The sequence below is a fragment of the Pseudomonas sp. TH06 genome (assembly GCF_016651305.1).
In the GTDB taxonomy this organism is placed as follows: Bacteria; Pseudomonadota; Gammaproteobacteria; order Pseudomonadales; family Pseudomonadaceae; genus Aquipseudomonas.
Genome location: NZ_JAEKEC010000001.1, coordinates 4,870,662 through 4,885,806, shown reverse-complemented (window position 1 = coordinate 4,885,806; position 15,145 = coordinate 4,870,662). Strand labels below are relative to the sequence as shown.

Here is a 15,145-nt window from a genome sequence, read left to right as displayed (position 1 = left end):
CGTATCAAGTGCGTGAATCAATCAGGATCGGCGTCTTGCCGCTGTGTCTGTTTCGGGTGAAGTGCTCGACGGCACAGACTTCAACTTCCAGGTGTAACAGTCCGGTTTCGATCACCGTGGTCAGTGTCGGGTAACGGGACAACCGCAACTGTGCGTCGGCCGCTTCCAGCTCGCTTCGCAGACTCATGCGTTCCAGGCCATCGGGGGCATGCTCGAGCAGCAACTGAAACGGCACCTGCAGGTGTTCTGCCAGTTCGCTCAATGAAATGAAGTCGGTGCCGATGCGTATCAGCTTGCCGTGGCGTTGCAGCAGTTCGAAGCGCGGCGAGAGGAGTCCGCAGGCGCAGGGGCCGGAAATCCAGCGTCCCGTGTCGCCAACCTCATAACGCCGAACGTTTTGTGCCTCCCGTGCGATAGACGTAAACAGCAAGCGGCCGATTTGATTACCCGTGACGGGTTCATCGGCGTCGAGGGCGACAATTTCCAGGTGCTGGGTGTCACTCATCAAATGGAAAACGCCATCGCTGGTAGCCTGGCAGGCATGACCGAGTGGGCCGGCGTCGACACTGCCGTAAATGGCCGAGCGGATGTTCGACACGCCACAGCTGTGCAGCAGCTCGCGACTGTTTGCGCTGAGGTGTTCGCCGCCGAGAAAAACCTTGTCGATCCCGCCATAGGCCTGCAACCGTTGCCGTTCGTTGAGGAACAGCCGATGCACGGTGCTCGGCATGCCAATCAATGTGGTCACGCGTTGACTGACGATCAATTCGGCGATTTCGCGGTAATCGTCATCGGTCGGGGCGCCCATCGGCAGGTGCGTGATGTCCAGCAACTCGAGGACTTTGGCAAAACTGAGGAAGCCACCGTACAAACCGCCGCAGAAGAACAGGTTCATCACTCGATCCCGGGCCGGGTCGAGGCCGGCAGCGAACAAGCCGTCAGCCGTCGCGCGCATTTGCCGGTCGAAATCGTCATAGCTGTAAGCCGATAACGCTGGTGTGCCGCTGCTGCCTCCGGAGCGAAAGTACAGCTGCGCGCTAGCGTTGAGTTGCTGGGTGACAAAGGCTGTTTTGTCCATGATCGGCAGCCCGGACAGCGACGCGGACAATGGCGGGCAATCAAGGGTGGCGTGGTTCGGCAAAACGTCGGCGGGCAAGCTGACGGACACGCGACGGCTCAGTCGTTGCAGGGCGTAGACGCCGTCATGTGGCTCACCGTCATAGCCGTCATGAATGCTGCTGATCGGGGCGATTCGCGTGACGCCCGCACCGATCAGCGTACGTGCCAGCTCGCCGGTTTGCGCTGCGCCGCACAGCAGCGCGCAGCTCTGCAGGACATTGCGCCATGGCAACAGCGTGTCGGTGATCAGGGCGCGCGGCACCGGATACATCAGCACGCTGCGAAACAGCGGCGAAGGCGTCAGTTGACGATTGTGCGCCCAGATGACTCGCCAGCCCGGTGCGCTCCAGACGTGCCCGGTTTGCTCAGCGAAACTCTGCGCCAGCCGCGCCATTTGCGCATGCGTGGTGATTTGCGAGGCTTCTTGCGCCGTGGGCAGCAGCGCTGGCCATTGTCTTGCGCGACGTTCGAAGGCGGCCGTCAGCCGTTCGCCGATGTCGTGCAGGATCTCGGGGTCGTCACTGTCGACCAGCAGCCATTGCGGACTGGAACAGGCTTGCTGATCCAGCCGACAGACTTCATCCGCCACGGCATCCAGGGCTTGTGGGGTGGCGGCATCGGGCGTCAGGTAAACGAAACTGATGCGGTGGCCCCAATCGATCCAGCGGCAGCCGGCCGGGATCTGTTGGCGAATGGCTTGCAGGGCCGCTTCACCGCCCCAGGCTGCGACGCCGTTGGCCCGTTTGCACAGGCGTGCGATTTGCGCCGTGCTGACCGGCAATACGGCGACGTAACCTGCGAGTTGAGCGCTCGGGTCGCATTGCAGCAGAGCGCCAAGCAGGCCTGCGGTCAGACCCTGATCGCTGCTGCTGGGTCGCAACCAGTTGACGTTGCCGGCCAGCAGGCTTTCCAGCACCGCGCAGAAGGCCAGCAACGGCGCGTTGGCCGGCGTGATGTGGACCACCAGCCCAAGCGGGCTCCAGCATTCGAAGCGGGCCTGGCGATAATCAAAGCGCCGCAATGAGCCGGGTTGTGCGCCGAGTTCGCGCTGCAATTTGCGCCGTAACGCCTGCGGATCGCAGAAGTCGATCAAAGCCTGTCGTTGCTCTGTATCGAGCGGCAGCGTGGTGTCCGCGCTGCGCAGGTATTGCGCAAAGTGCAGGGCGGCGTTGATCACGGTTTCGCTGTGCAGCGGCGTACTCAGGTGTTGCGCCAGGTCCGCCTCAAGGCTTTCAAGTGCACTGTCGAAGTTATAGGCGTGGTGTTGCTGTCCGTTGATCAAGTACATGTCATCGACCTCCTAGCAGTTCGGACGCAGCCATCGCACAGCTTCTGCCCGCCGTGGTGCCCGCACGGCCATGCAGCTCAAACCAGTCGCTGGCCAAGCCACAACCGCAGCTCGCGCCGGGGTGCAGCGTCGCCAGATCACTCATCACCACCGCATGCGCGGGGCTGGACGAGATGTACGGCGAGACGAAGCCCAGCAGGCCTTGCTGGCCATAGGGCTGCAAGGAAAAGTCCGCGGGATTGCGCACCAGCACCTTTGCGTAAACCGGGACATGGAAGTGATGGTGGTCGCATTCGACATAAGGCACCGCGTGCTCGACGGCGCCGTAACCATCGCGACAACGAACCTTTTCAATGCCCAGTTGCTGATGGATGTGTGCGTACAGTTGTTGCCGGGGAATTTCTTGCGCTGCCTGGGTTTTCCAGCCACCACCGAAAAATGCCAGCGAACCGGCGGGCAACTGCAGATCCGCGACGCCAGTGGCCTGCATCCGTTGCAGGGTTTGCCAGAGAAACGCCGGGAAACCGAGGATGCGCACCGGCAGACCTTCTTCGGCAAACTCCTGCAAAGCCTGGATGACGCCGAACACATCGAATTGGTGACCGTCACCGGTATTGCGCAGGGCATAAACCACGCGATTGGCGGGGGCAAAGCTACACAGAAACTGGTCAGTGAATGAGGTGCCCAGCGTGATCCGGCCTTGCGGCTCGTAACTCAGCAGCAGGTAGTTGCAGGGCGTGTCCGGAGTGTCCCAGCCGTAATGCCGAAAGATCTGCGCGACCATGAACTGAGCTGCCGCCAGGCTGCGTTTGTCATAGCGCATGCGGCTTTGCTGACCGCTGGTGCCGGAGGACGTCAGTTCCAGCGCGTCTTCGCCGACGGTGCTGAGGAGCAGTCGCTGCTTGAAAAAGTTGGCGAAGATCGGTGGCAGTCGTGACCAGTCATCGAGGCCGTCCAAATCATCTACCACAAGGCCGTTGGCGTTCAGCCAGCCTTCATAACCGGGTGTGTGCCGGCAGTGAAAGCGGCTGATTTCGGCCATGGCCCGATCAAACAGGCCACCGGGCACGGAATCCAGGCAATAAGGTCCTGGCAACGCGCAGAGCGCGTCGCTGACGGGTAAGTGATTCATCAATATTCCTTTACTGAGGTGAGATGCAGTCGTTATGCCGGTCTTGTAAGAATCCGTGCAGAAAGGGCAGGCACATCAGGCCGCCGAAGGCAGACAAGAGTGCGAAAAATCCAAGGTGTGTGCCGCCGCCAAGGACGGCAACCAGTGATCCACCGATGCCCATCACGGCAATCGAAATCATGCCGACCATGGCCGAGACCAGACCTTTACTGTCATCCGTGCAGAACAATGCCAGTCGATACAGCGCGGCATTGCTGATGCCCAACCCGACGGCATAAAGCGTCAGACTGGCCACCACGGGTACCAGGCCTTTCCACAGCAACGCGCAACCGATCAACCCCAAGAGACCCAGGCAAAATGGCCATTGCCCCAAGCGAATCACCTGTGGCAATGAGTGAGTGACCAGCAAGCGGTCGAGGATCAGATTGCCGGCGATGACGGCTGAGAAAATCGGGATCTGCCACAGCCCGTATTCAAGCGGTGTCATACCCAGCAACTGGATCAGCAGTAGCGGTGCCACGCCGATCCAGGCGATCAGCGGCAGGCTCATCAGCCCCAGGGCGAGGCACGCCCAGACGAAGTGACGATTGCCCAGCAAAGCCAGGTAGCGCTGTCCCGTCTGGCGCAGGGAAAACCGCACTTGCGCCTGTTGCTGGCCATCAAGTCGCACAACGCCCACGGTCTCCGGCATGAAAGCATAGAGCCCCAGCCAGACCGCCGCCGCAGCGAAACCCAGAGCCAGAAACAGCTCGCGCCAGCTCAGCCATTCCAGCAACAGGCTGCCGAGCAATGGACCCAGCAATGGCGATAACAGCGCGACGTTGCCCAGCAGGGCCATCAGACGCACTGCATCGGCCTCGCAGAAGACTTCCTGCAGGGCTGGATAGCTGACTGCCACGACGAATCCCAGGCCTGCCCCCTGAATCAGTCGTAGCAGATTGAAAACTTCGATGTTGTGGGTGATGAATGTAGCCGCACAGGCAATCCCGAATACTGCGCAACCGATTAATAACATCGGTCGTCGACCCCACTGATCAGACAGTGGCCCCATCAACCATTGCAGGCAGACGCCCCCCAGCAAATAAAGATTGAAGGCATGGGGTACATGGCGGACATCAGCATGTAAATCGGCAGTGACGCTTAACATCGCCGGCATGATCAAGTCGCTGGCCATATAGGTCAGTAGTTCAAAAGCGCTCAGGGCCAGACAGAATCCGATGAGGTGTCGCGGACCTATTTTTATCAATGTCCTCTGCATGAAGCATCCTTGTTAAGTTAGTGTTAAGGAAGTTTGCAGAGACTAAGGGTAGTGATGCGAGTGACCTAGTTGTTTGCTAATACATTAAATTTCAAATGGTTGCATTGTGTTGATTGGATCCAAGGTTTTTTATCGATGAACTTCGGAAAAACAATGCCCGCAAAGAGCGGGCATAGTTTGAAGTGGTTGGGCTGTCAATTTCCCTGCGCGCATTATCGGCAGGCGGGCAGGGCGAACAATCCTGTTCTAACGATGTTGATAATAACCAGGACCGCCCTGGTAATAACGATGGTGATCGTCGTGCCAGCCGCCGTGCGGGAAGATGATGCAACCGCTCAGGGTCAGCAGGGCGAGAAGGGGAATCAGCCAGGTGATTCGACGCAGCATTTCAAAAGTCCTCATGGTGAAGCCGTCATGAAGCCAAAACTCTTCATCGGCTGTAACATGAGACCCCGTTTGCCCCGGCGCATCCCCGAAACACGGTAAGCGCATGGCATGCAAACGGATACAAACCGGATACATTTCAAAGATTCAGGAAGCCACAATGACCCAGAAGCAACGCTTGATTTATTCGATTCTGATCGCCGTGTCCGTACTGGCGATCATGCTCGGCCTGTCCTGGCTGCAAAACACCGGGAAAATCGATGAAAAGACGTTCCAGTACATCGCCATCGGTGTGGCGGTGGTTGTGGTCGTGATCAACGGCGTGATGCGCCGCAAGGTCAAGCCTTGACGGCGGTCGCCGCACGTTTCAATCGTTGTTGAGGACGGCAGCAGCCTGTGGATGCAGGCTGTAGCTCTTGTCCGCATTGAAGGTGATCACGCCTTCGGCGCACAGCCGCTTGAGGACTTCGCGCACACTGAGGAAGGACAGCGGAATATCCAGGTCGAGCAATTGGCTGTGGACACCCCGCACGCCCAGGCGTCGGTCGCTTTGCGCTGCAAGCAGCAGGGCGTCGATGACTTTCAGACGAATCAGGCTGGTGCGCAGACCGAAACTTTTCAGCAACAGCCGGATGCGTTCATTACCGTGACGCTCGACACGTTGCCCGAAATCGCTCGCTTGGGGGCTCATGGATACTCCTTTTGGGGCCTGGCTACCGTCCGTTGGTAGTTGCGAGTTGTACATGCGATTACTCCTTTTCAGAGCCTGATCGGGAAAGGTTTTTTTGCGCTCTCTAAACAAGACGTATCAGCTCGACAAATCATGAAAGAAAAAATGTAGAAAATTTGTCGGTAATTCGTCTTCACCGTGTAATGCCGGGCAAATATCGCGCTGCGCCGGACTAAATATTTTTTCTTCGGGTTCGTTTTCAGGACAGGCTCATTGCGCGTGGACGCGTGGGTGTATCCGGAGCGGATCGATTGCCCGTCATATCTTCTTCGTGTGGCAACGCCAGATCCGCTCTTTGGCATTTCGATCAGGAGCGAGCGTGATTATTTCCAGGCAGTTAACCGGACTGACACTTGCCGGCATGTTTCTCGGGCTGAGCCTGTCGGCCCATGCGTTAAGCCCTACCGTCGATACCAGCGCCGAGATTCGCCGGACCGGTTTTGGCGTGCCGCACATTCGCGCGCAAGACGAACGTGGTCTCGGTTTCGGCATCGGTTATGCCTATGCACAGGACAACCTGTGCCTGTTGGCCAACGAAATCGTTACGGTCAACGGCCAGCGCTCACGCTATTTCGGGCCGGATCAATTGACCGTTGAAGAACGCGAGAACCGCGTCAGCGACGTTTTCTTCAACTGGCTCAATACGCCCGAAGCGGTCAATACGTTCTGGCAGGCGCAACCGGCACAGGTGCGGGATCTGGTCGAAGGTTACGCTGCCGGCTACAACCGTTATCTCGCCGAGCGCCGTCCGCAGGGGTTGCCGCAGCAGTGTCAGGGTGAGTGGGTACGCGACATTGCCCCTGAAGATCTGGTCAAACTGACCCGCCGCCTGCTGGTCGAGGGCGGTGTCGGTCAATTCGCCGAAGCGCTGGCGGGTGCTGCGCCTCCTCAGGCCACGGCTCGCATCGAACACGATGAACACGCCTATCAGATGGCCGACGCGCGCCAGCAGCGTTTTGCCCTGGATCGAGGCAGCAACGCGGTGGCGGTGGGCAGTGAGCGCTCGTTCAACGGGCGCGGCATGCTTTTGGCCAACCCGCACTTTCCGTGGGTCGGCGGCATGCGTTTCTATCAAATGCACCTGACCATCCCGGGCAAGCTCGACGTAATGGGCGCTGCCTTGCCGGGCCTGCCGATGATCAACATCGGTTTCAACCAGCATCTGGCCTGGACGCACACGGTCGACTCGTCGAAGCATTTCACGCTGTATCGCCTGCAACTCGATCCGAAAGACCCGACGCATTATCTGCTCGATGGTCAATCCGTGCCGATGAGCAAGCAGACCGTGACCGTGCAGGTCAAACAGGCTGACGGGCAAGTGGCGCCGGTGGCCCGCGACATTTACAGCTCGAAGTTCGGCCCGATCGTGCAATGGCCGGGCAAGCTCGACTGGGACAATCAGTTCGCCTACAGCTTGCGCGATGCCAACCTCGATAACGATCGCGTCCTCACGCAGTGGTATGCAATGAATCAGGCCACCACGCTTCAGGCGTTGCAGGATTCGGTGCACAAGATTCAGGGCATTCCGTGGGTCAACACGCTCGCCGTCGATGACAAGGGGCAGACGCTGTACATGAACCTGTCGGTGGTGCCGAACGTCAGCCGGGAAAAACTGGCCCGGTGCAGTGATCCGCGTGCAGGTACTCAGATGATCGTGCTGGACGGCTCCAACAGCGCCTGCGCCTGGGATATCGACCCGCAAGCGGCGCAGAAGGGCATCTATGCGTCCAGCCAATTGCCGCAACTGCTGCGCAAGGACTTCGTCCAGCACTCCAACGATTCGGCGTGGCTGGCGAACCCGGCGCAACCGCTGACCGGTTTCTCGCCACTGATCAGCCAGGACGGTCAACCGTTGGGCCTGCGTTCGCGCTTCGCCCTCGATCGTCTGGCGGGCCTGAGTAAAAAAGGCTCGGTGGCGGCGAAAGATTTGCAGGAGATGGTGATGGACGATCAGGTGTACCTGGCGACTCAGGTTGTGCCGGATCTGTTGAAATTCTGCGCGGCTGATCTGGGAGCCGATGCGCCAGCGCTGAAACCGGTTTGCGCGAGCCTCAAAGCGTGGGACGGTCGGGCCAATCTGGATTCGGGCACAGGGCTGGTGCACTTCCAGAACATCATGCAGGCATTGCAGGAGTCCGCGGATATCTGGCGCGTTGCCTTCGATCCAAAAGATCCGCAACACACGCCGCGGGGTCTGGCGATCGAGCAGCCAGAGGTGGCCAAGGCATTACGCACGGCGATGCTGGCGACGGCTGAACTGGCCGGCAAGATGGGCCTGACGCCGCAAACCCGTTGGGGCGATATCCAGGTGGTCAGCAGTGGCGGGCATCAGACACCGATTCATGGTGGGCCGGGCACATTGGGGATCTACAACGCCATCCAGAGCGTGCCACGCGAAGACGGCAAATTCGAAGTAGTCAGCGGCACCAGCTACCTGCAAGTGGTGACGTTCGATGAAAAGGGGCCGCACGCGCAGGGCTTGTTGGCATTCTCGCTATCCAGTGATCCGGCTTCGAAATATTCACGGGACCAGACCGAGGCTTTCTCGAAGAAACAGTGGAGTGTGATGCCGTTCACCGAGCAGCAGATCCAGGCAGATCCGCAATATCAAGTGCAGACCATTCGCGGGTCGTTGGACAAGATGGGGAAAGTCGCCGCGCAGTAAAACCGAGCCTTAACTGAGCAAACACTGGAGGCCGCATCCCGCAAGGGGCGCGGCCTTCAGCTTTTTGGCGGTTTTTGCGGTATCGGGTTGATCACCGGGTTGCCTTCCTTGTTGCGCGTCAGATAGACGGGCAACACTCTGGGCAGGGTGTTGGCGAGGTTGTTCAGTTCTTTGATGTTGTAGATGCCGCCAACGCGAATCGAGCCAGTGCTGCTGTCGGCGAGCATCAACGGCTTGTCGAGGTAACGATTGATCAGCGGCAGGGCGTCATTGAGTGCCAGATTGTCCAGCACCAGTTTGCCACTGCGCCAGGCCAGCGAAGGGTCGCCGGGATAGGTCTGGCTGATCTGCGGCATGTAATCGCCCTGTTTGTAACGCGCCTGCATGGCCGGTCCCAGGCGCAAGCCGTCGCCCGGTAATGCACTGTTGCTGGTCACCAGCACCGAACCTTCGATCAGGTTCACTCGCACTTGATCTTCATACTTCCAGACGTTGAAGCGCGTACCGGTCACGCGGATTCTGCCTTCACCGGCGCGCACGACAAACGGGTGCGAAGTGTCATGACTGACGGTGAAGAACGCCTCACCTTTTTTCAGCGTGACCCGCCGCTCGTCCTTGTAGTTGCTGAAGGTCAGATCAGTATTCAGGTTCAGCTCAAGCTGACTGCCATCACTCAACGTGACCTGGCGGACATTGTCGGTGGCGGTGAAGTGCTGATAGCTGTCGGGCAGCCAGCCGAGGTTCCAGCCAGTGTAAGCCGCTAGCGGCAACGCCAGTGCGCAGACACCCGCGGCTACAGCATATTGACGCCATGAGCGAGAGGCCTGACGAATGGGCGCGACCACCGTTGATTCAGGGCGCGGCAGATGCTCGGCTACGTCCCAGATTTCCAGCATGGCTTCGTACTCGAACGCATGCAGGGGATGGGCTTCGTGCCATTGCTTGAATGCGCGACGCTCGTCGTCCGTGCAGTCGGCAGCGTGCAGACGCATGCACCAGTGCGCGGCGGCATCGGTGATCGCATCGTATTCGGCTTCCGAGAGGGTGTCTTGGGTCATTGACTCGTCCTGATTTCGCACATTCTAACCTTGACGGGAAGTTGCCGAGAACAAGAGTCATGGCATTTACCCATCAAAGTGGAACTTATTTTTCACTCAAGCGCCCAAAAAGCAGGACGCCAATGACCACTATCCATAAATGGAGTGAAAAAAATGATAAAGCAGACTTTCGCAGCCCTGATAGCCACTGCCACTTTGCTCAGCGCCGGCGCGGCAATGGCCGATAAGCCGGGAGCTGGTTGGGTGACTATCGAAAAGGCTATCGAGATCGTCAAGACCAAGGCGGGTTATGTCGAGGTCTATGAGATCGAAGCCGATAACAATGGCTATTGGAAAGGCGAAGGCCGCAAGGCTGATGGTGTTGTCTACGAGTTCCGCATCGACGGTGCCTCGGGCAATGTATTGCGCGATCAGAAAGACTGAGACTAATTGCTCGCGAAAAGGCGCAGGTTACGACCTGCGCTTTTTTCTTGGAATTTTTTAAGGGGCGGGTACCGGATCGAGTTGCCGGCCCATCTCGCAAATCAGCCGGGCGATCGAGTCGGCATTGCGCAGGATGACATCGGCACGTACATCCGATGACGTTCGATCATAAAACTTGTTGCGCGCCTCATCGATGGTCGGACTGAGGGTCAACTGGAGAATTTCCTTGGTCAGCACTTCGCCCCCACGAATTTTATCCAGACTCACAAACTCGCCTTTCTTGGCGCTCCAACGTGCAAACAACTCCTCGCGAGGGGTGAGCAATGACAGCGCCCGGCTCTGAAAGAGTTCGAGTTCACTCCTCATTGATTGCCCGTAATGGGTGAGGTCTTCAATCAGATCGGCGAATGGTCGGCGAGCCTCCAGTGAGGCGAAATCTTCCGCTTTTGAGAACTGATGGGCGAATTCGTGGATCAATGTCGCCGCTTGAGCGTGCCCGGCGACATCGAATGGCTGGGCGAGAAACCCTTCATACAGATCCAACTGCTGGTTGAAGAAGTGCTCGGTGAAGTGCACATTTTTTTTGTCGTCGTTGGTCAAGACGAACGCAATGATGGGTGATCTGAAAATATTCGAGCCGACAATGAAGCGATCGGTATTCATCAAGTCTTCGTCAGGATCGACCAAGGCATTGCAGATCGGCACGATGGCCTTGTTGATTTTGGCCAGCAACGTCGTATCGATCTGTGCAACGCCGAAAAAGTCTTTCAGATAGCCTTCCAGTCGGCCACCCGGAACGTTGCTTTTCAGTAGAACCAGATTGTGCAGACTGTTGAACGCATAGAACCGCGCCAGATCGACTGCTTGTTGAATGACGCGGGCTTTTTCGGGGTGATGGCGACGAATGTCCACCATGCCCTTGGCCTCGATGTTCAGCAGTGCCCGGCGGTTTTGCTCTACGGTGTAGCGTGTGTGCAGTTTTGAAATGGCCTTGCCGTAGTGAACGGTGTGCGAATCAGGTGCCAACAACAGACGCGAGCCCTGTTCTATTAACGAGGGGCCGGGCATTTGGTCATTGACGATTTGCCAGACAGCTCCAGGTTTTTCGATGCGATAAACCTTGCCGGCGATAGCGTTGTAAATCTGCTTGCTGGTCGGGTGCTCGTAGGTGCCATTCTTTGAGTTGTGCTTGAGATCCTTAAGTGCCACGGCCGCCATTTCAAACAGTTGTAACGCAGTGCGCCATGGCGACGTCAGTCGGATGCTCGACCAGCGTGGAACCGGCAGTGTCAGGGCTGTTGCCAGGTCGACCGTTTGGGTAGTCACATCGGTTGTCGTTGTCACGGTGGTTGGCGTCTGGCGTCTGGCTCTTGTCGTCGCGGCCGCCGCCGGGGACTGCACCGTGGTCTCCGATAATCCCTCAAGCGACACCCGGCCCAGACTGACCATCTGTATCCCACCGTCGATAAAAGCTTTCAAGGCTTTTGCCCAGTGATGATCCTGCAGCGCTTCGGCCGAGACCTTGAAGTCCTTGTAGGCCTGCCAGAGAAACGTCAAGTAGGACAATTTGCCCGGCAGCAGCCCGGGGAGCAGTTTGATCCCGTAGCTGAACAGGCTTTTCGCGGTCTCCCAATCATCCTGCGCGGTGCTTTGCGCCTGACAGGCGAGGAATTGCGTCAACAGTTTGAGGTTGTCCTTGAACAGCCGGTGCAACAGATTGCCGCTGATGGCATCGCCGGCCAGAGTCATTTCACTGGTTTCGCCGACACTCGACTTCAACAGTGCGCGAAATACCGCCTGATCCTCGGGTGGCAGCCGGCGAATCAGCAAATCCTGCAGTGGCCCCGGTGTATTCAGCGCTGCAATCAGTTGCTCCTGGCCTTCGAATTCGCGAAAAACGTCATCGGCATAAGGTGCATACAGCACCGATGGGCCTTTGTGCCCCGTGCCCGGGCTGATCACATACAGGCCCAGTGCTTCCACTGCGGCACTGCCGGCGGTTTTGATCAGCGACAACGGCGAGAAAGTCGCATGAGCGCCCTCGACGGTAGCGCGAGCTATGCCGTCCGGCATGTCCAGCACCTGACAGATTTGTTCGAATGCGGTGCCGGACAATTGCTGTTGCAGTTTCAAACCATGGGCATGCTGCAACAGTTGCCAGGGCAATTGGCGGTAAAACCGTTGTTTGCGCGCTTCTACCTCGACCGAGTCGCCCGACAGGGCCTCGGTTACTTGTACTGCGTAAGTCGTCGGTATTTCCAGCGACTGCAACAGTTGCCTGACGGCTGCTTCATCAAACCCCTCCGGTAGCTTTTGCGTGTTCTTCGAGGCAACCTTGAAACCGGTGCCTTGAGCGATATTGATGTGGTTCAGCGCGTATTCGCCGAGGGGGCGGGCAGGGCCGGCCAGGGTCAGGTTGGGTGTGATCTCGATGGTTTTCGGGTCAAGTTTGCTGTCGGAAAATCGGCTGTCGAGCAGTGTCTGCAATGTCTTGTGCACGTAATCCTGCAGAGAGGGCACACCGCTGAGGTAATCCAGATTATCAACGACGCTGTTGTGCCATTGCTCCAGCAGTTCCAGGTGCAGCTGTTGCTCCTTGACCGCGGCCATGCCCAGCCATGCCGGTAGCGTTTGTTGCCGGTTGATGGCTTGTGCAAGGTGTATGGCTCGCGGCAGGTTGGTGTCGATCAGGTCTCTCTTCAGCTTGTCGAGGGCGTCGGGCAGGCCGGTTTTGTCCTTCATGTGCTTACGTACCAGATCGCAGCGTGCAAGAAAGTGTTCAATGCCGGTCTGCGCCCGGTTGTGCAGCACATTGTCCTCGATCAAACGCAGGGCGCCCAAGGTGTACCGCTGATGGAACTGGCGTTTTTGTGGGTCGAGGTTTTCCAGCAGTGTCAGGCGATCCACCGGATCCTTGAGGCGTTGCGTCAATGCCCGGCGCGCACTGCCAATGCTGGCAAATACCTCCAGCCCGAGGGCAGGGGTCCATAACACCGCGCGTCCGGAGTGCGAATCGTCGAGCCCGCCGCGCTCGGTCAGCAAAACACATTGCGCCAAGGGCAATGGCGTCGGGCTGTCTGCACTTTCAACGGTCAATGACCAGGCATCCGGGCGAAAGCCGTTGAGCGAACGTCGATCACTGCGGTTCGGTTGGTCGGGATGAAACACCGTATCGACAATGGCCCGTTCAGCGGCTTTCAGTGAACCACTGAGCTCGCGCAGCTCTGCCTCACCACGCACGCCGACATACAGTGAATGACCCAGCCGAGACTTCATGCCTTCGAGATAGCTTCGCTGCGCTTCTGCGGTAGCGCTAGGCTGGCCGCGAAACGAGCCGGTAAGCAACGCTTCGATGCCCGTGCAGGAGCGCGCCACGTTATCGGCCTTTTCCGCGAGGACCGCGGACGGTTGTTGCACACCCATCAGCACCGGTCGCGTGGTCCAGCGCTCACCGGCATCAAGCTCCAGCAAGCGCTCCTGGATCATGGCGCGAATGTCCAGAGCCTTGTCGAACATGGCGTGGATATCCACGGCACCATCGCTGAGGCGGAACACTTGCAAGGCATATTCGATGTTCTGCCGCTGTTTGCCGATGATGGCCTCGAACAACACCTCGAAAATTTCGCCACCGATCGGCACGCCTGTCACGTGGGGCTTGTCGAAGCCCACAAAGCGTTTTCGTTCTTCCAGACTCAGCAGGCCATACAACTCGTCCTCATGACCGGCGGCAAGGAATTTGCTCTGCACGGTGTCTTTCAGGTCCTGATAGTCCTTGAGCACTTGCAGGCCCATGGTCGGGGTATAGAGACAGGCTTCGCTGAAACTGATCATCAACGAACCGGCCAGTTCGACGTAGTTGGGCTCGTATTCCCACAGACGCACGTTTTCGATGGTGGCGCGACGGGTCGCCAACGCGTCCTGTCGAATCATCTGGTGCAGCGTGGCGAATTGGCCGGCATCGATAATGGCGGTTTCGCGCTTGATCATCAGCTCGGCACGCGCCTGTTCCAGCAGGGCCTTGGCGAAGAACACGCGGCGAGTCGAGCCCTCCGCGCTGGCGCCGTCCCAGTAGCTTTCCATGGCACGAAACAGCAGCACCAACAGTTTGCCTGACGCGGTGTCGAGCGCCTTGTCCCACAGGGCCTGATCACCGGGTGTCGGCGTGTGGCGCGGGTTGGAAAATTCATACAGTTGCTCAGTCGGCCAGTTCTGTTGCCGGTAACGCATCAGTACCGCTTCACTCAGACTGGTCGAGTCGTGCCAGTGTCGGGCCGACGACGCATTGCCGCTCGGGTCTGTCTGCGTGTAGAAACTGGTGCGCGTTTGCCCTTGCTGCAGATTCGGCAAAGACTCCTTCAGCAGTTCGTCAAGGCTGGCCTCCAGCAGCGCCGTCAGCGATGGCAGTTGTTTCAACTCGCTGAGCATGGCCTCTGCATTCAACCGTTGAGACGCCAGAATGGCTGCTTTCTGATCATCAAATACGTCACCCTCAATGGTTTCGTACGTCAACGTCCTGCTGGTTTGTTCAACAAGCTGTTGGCGTTGCAGCAAGCCGAGAAACGCCAATAAATCATCCTGCTCACCAGCCTTTTTTACCCGCTCTTCAAGTGCGGTCTGCAGGGCCGCGAGGCTGTCGTACTTTTTGATGCCGTCGTAGGGCGTATAGAGGACCGCGCCGTTGTCGTCGGCGGTGGCGCTGAGGATGAAACATCCGGTCAGGGTAATCGGTGGTTGCGTGCCCGCCGTTATTCGAATGCGTTGGACGAGCATGGGCGGCTTTTGCTCATTGCGCAGAGTGTGCGAGGCCAGCTTCACATGAGCCAGCCAGGCAAAATCTTTTTGATTGAGATGATGAGTCTTGCCCAGCGCTTGCCACAGACCGGGCGAGTTCAGAACTTCGGGAAACAGCAGGGGAGAAACGGCAGTGGTCATCGTTGAGGCTCTTTTCGGGGCGCATGGATCAGCGCCGGCAGACGGAGCCGCAAGACTAGGACCGCCCGATGCTGCGCAGGCGGTAGATAGCTATGTCACGCCGCAGAGGCAAAACTGTCAGGCTGAAAGGTTTTCCGCGAGGCAATGGGCGGTATT

Annotated in this window: 10 protein-coding genes; 3 read left to right on the top strand and 7 right to left on the bottom strand. The window is 58.4% G+C overall.

The genetic code is table 11. The features are described from left to right. Positions 1-4: 4 nt before the first annotated feature. The 4 genes from JFT86_RS21745 to JFT86_RS21730 all read right to left on the bottom strand — a co-directional run bounded on the left by JFT86_RS21745 (position 5) and on the right by JFT86_RS21730 (position 5,184). A complete protein-coding gene (locus tag JFT86_RS21745) occupies positions 5-2,407 on the bottom strand; it encodes an aldehyde dehydrogenase family protein (RefSeq protein ID WP_201233490.1) in 2,403 nt (800 codons plus the stop codon). Between the two features lies 1 nt (position 2,408). After that, entirely contained in the window at positions 2,409-3,539 is a 1,131-nt protein-coding gene (locus JFT86_RS21740) for an acyl-protein synthase (protein WP_201233489.1), read from the bottom strand. A 10-nt stretch (positions 3,540-3,549) separates the two neighbouring features. Continuing rightward, a complete protein-coding gene (locus JFT86_RS21735; RefSeq protein ID WP_201233488.1) occupies positions 3,550-4,797 on the bottom strand; it encodes an MFS transporter in 1,248 nt (415 codons plus the stop codon). Between the two features lie 246 nt (positions 4,798-5,043). Beyond that, positions 5,044-5,184 carry a hypothetical protein gene (locus JFT86_RS21730; RefSeq protein ID WP_177431341.1) on the bottom strand — a complete coding sequence of 47 codons (141 nt, stop codon included), beginning with the start codon at positions 5,182-5,184 and terminating at the stop codon, positions 5,044-5,046. A gap of 157 nt (positions 5,185-5,341) precedes the next feature. On the opposite strand from JFT86_RS21730, the gene JFT86_RS21725 reads away from it, so the two are divergent. After that, positions 5,342-5,530 carry a hypothetical protein gene (locus tag JFT86_RS21725; RefSeq protein WP_201238269.1) on the top strand — a complete coding sequence of 63 codons (189 nt, stop codon included), beginning with the start codon at positions 5,342-5,344 and terminating at the stop codon, positions 5,528-5,530. 18 nt (positions 5,531-5,548) lie between these two features. Here the strand turns inward: JFT86_RS21725 and JFT86_RS21720 are convergent, their stop codons facing one another. Then, the gene (locus JFT86_RS21720; RefSeq protein WP_201238268.1) at positions 5,549-5,926 is read right to left on the bottom strand and encodes a fe2+ zn2+ uptake regulation protein; all 378 of its coding nucleotides are present in this window, start codon (positions 5,924-5,926) and stop codon (positions 5,549-5,551) included. A gap of 304 nt (positions 5,927-6,230) precedes the next feature. Between JFT86_RS21720 and JFT86_RS21715 the strand changes: the two genes are divergently transcribed. Further along, positions 6,231-8,576: an acylase gene (locus JFT86_RS21715; RefSeq protein ID WP_201238267.1), complete on the top strand. Its 2,346-nt coding sequence runs from the start codon at positions 6,231-6,233 to the stop codon at positions 8,574-8,576. Between the two features lie 56 nt (positions 8,577-8,632). Here JFT86_RS21715 and JFT86_RS21710 read toward each other — a convergent pair whose 3' ends face one another. Beyond that, positions 8,633-9,634 carry a FecR family protein gene (locus JFT86_RS21710; protein WP_201238266.1) on the bottom strand — a complete coding sequence of 334 codons (1,002 nt, stop codon included), beginning with the start codon at positions 9,632-9,634 and terminating at the stop codon, positions 8,633-8,635. Positions 9,635-9,787: 153 nt separating this feature from the next. Between JFT86_RS21710 and JFT86_RS21705 the strand changes: the two genes are divergently transcribed. After that, entirely contained in the window at positions 9,788-10,057 is a 270-nt protein-coding gene (locus JFT86_RS21705; RefSeq protein WP_201238265.1) for a PepSY domain-containing protein, read from the top strand. A gap of 57 nt (positions 10,058-10,114) precedes the next feature. On the opposite strand, the gene JFT86_RS21700 is transcribed toward JFT86_RS21705, so the two are convergent. After that, positions 10,115-14,989 carry a DUF6543 domain-containing protein gene (locus tag JFT86_RS21700; RefSeq protein WP_201238264.1) on the bottom strand — a complete coding sequence of 1,625 codons (4,875 nt, stop codon included), beginning with the start codon at positions 14,987-14,989 and terminating at the stop codon, positions 10,115-10,117. Positions 14,990-15,145 lie beyond the last annotated feature (156 nt).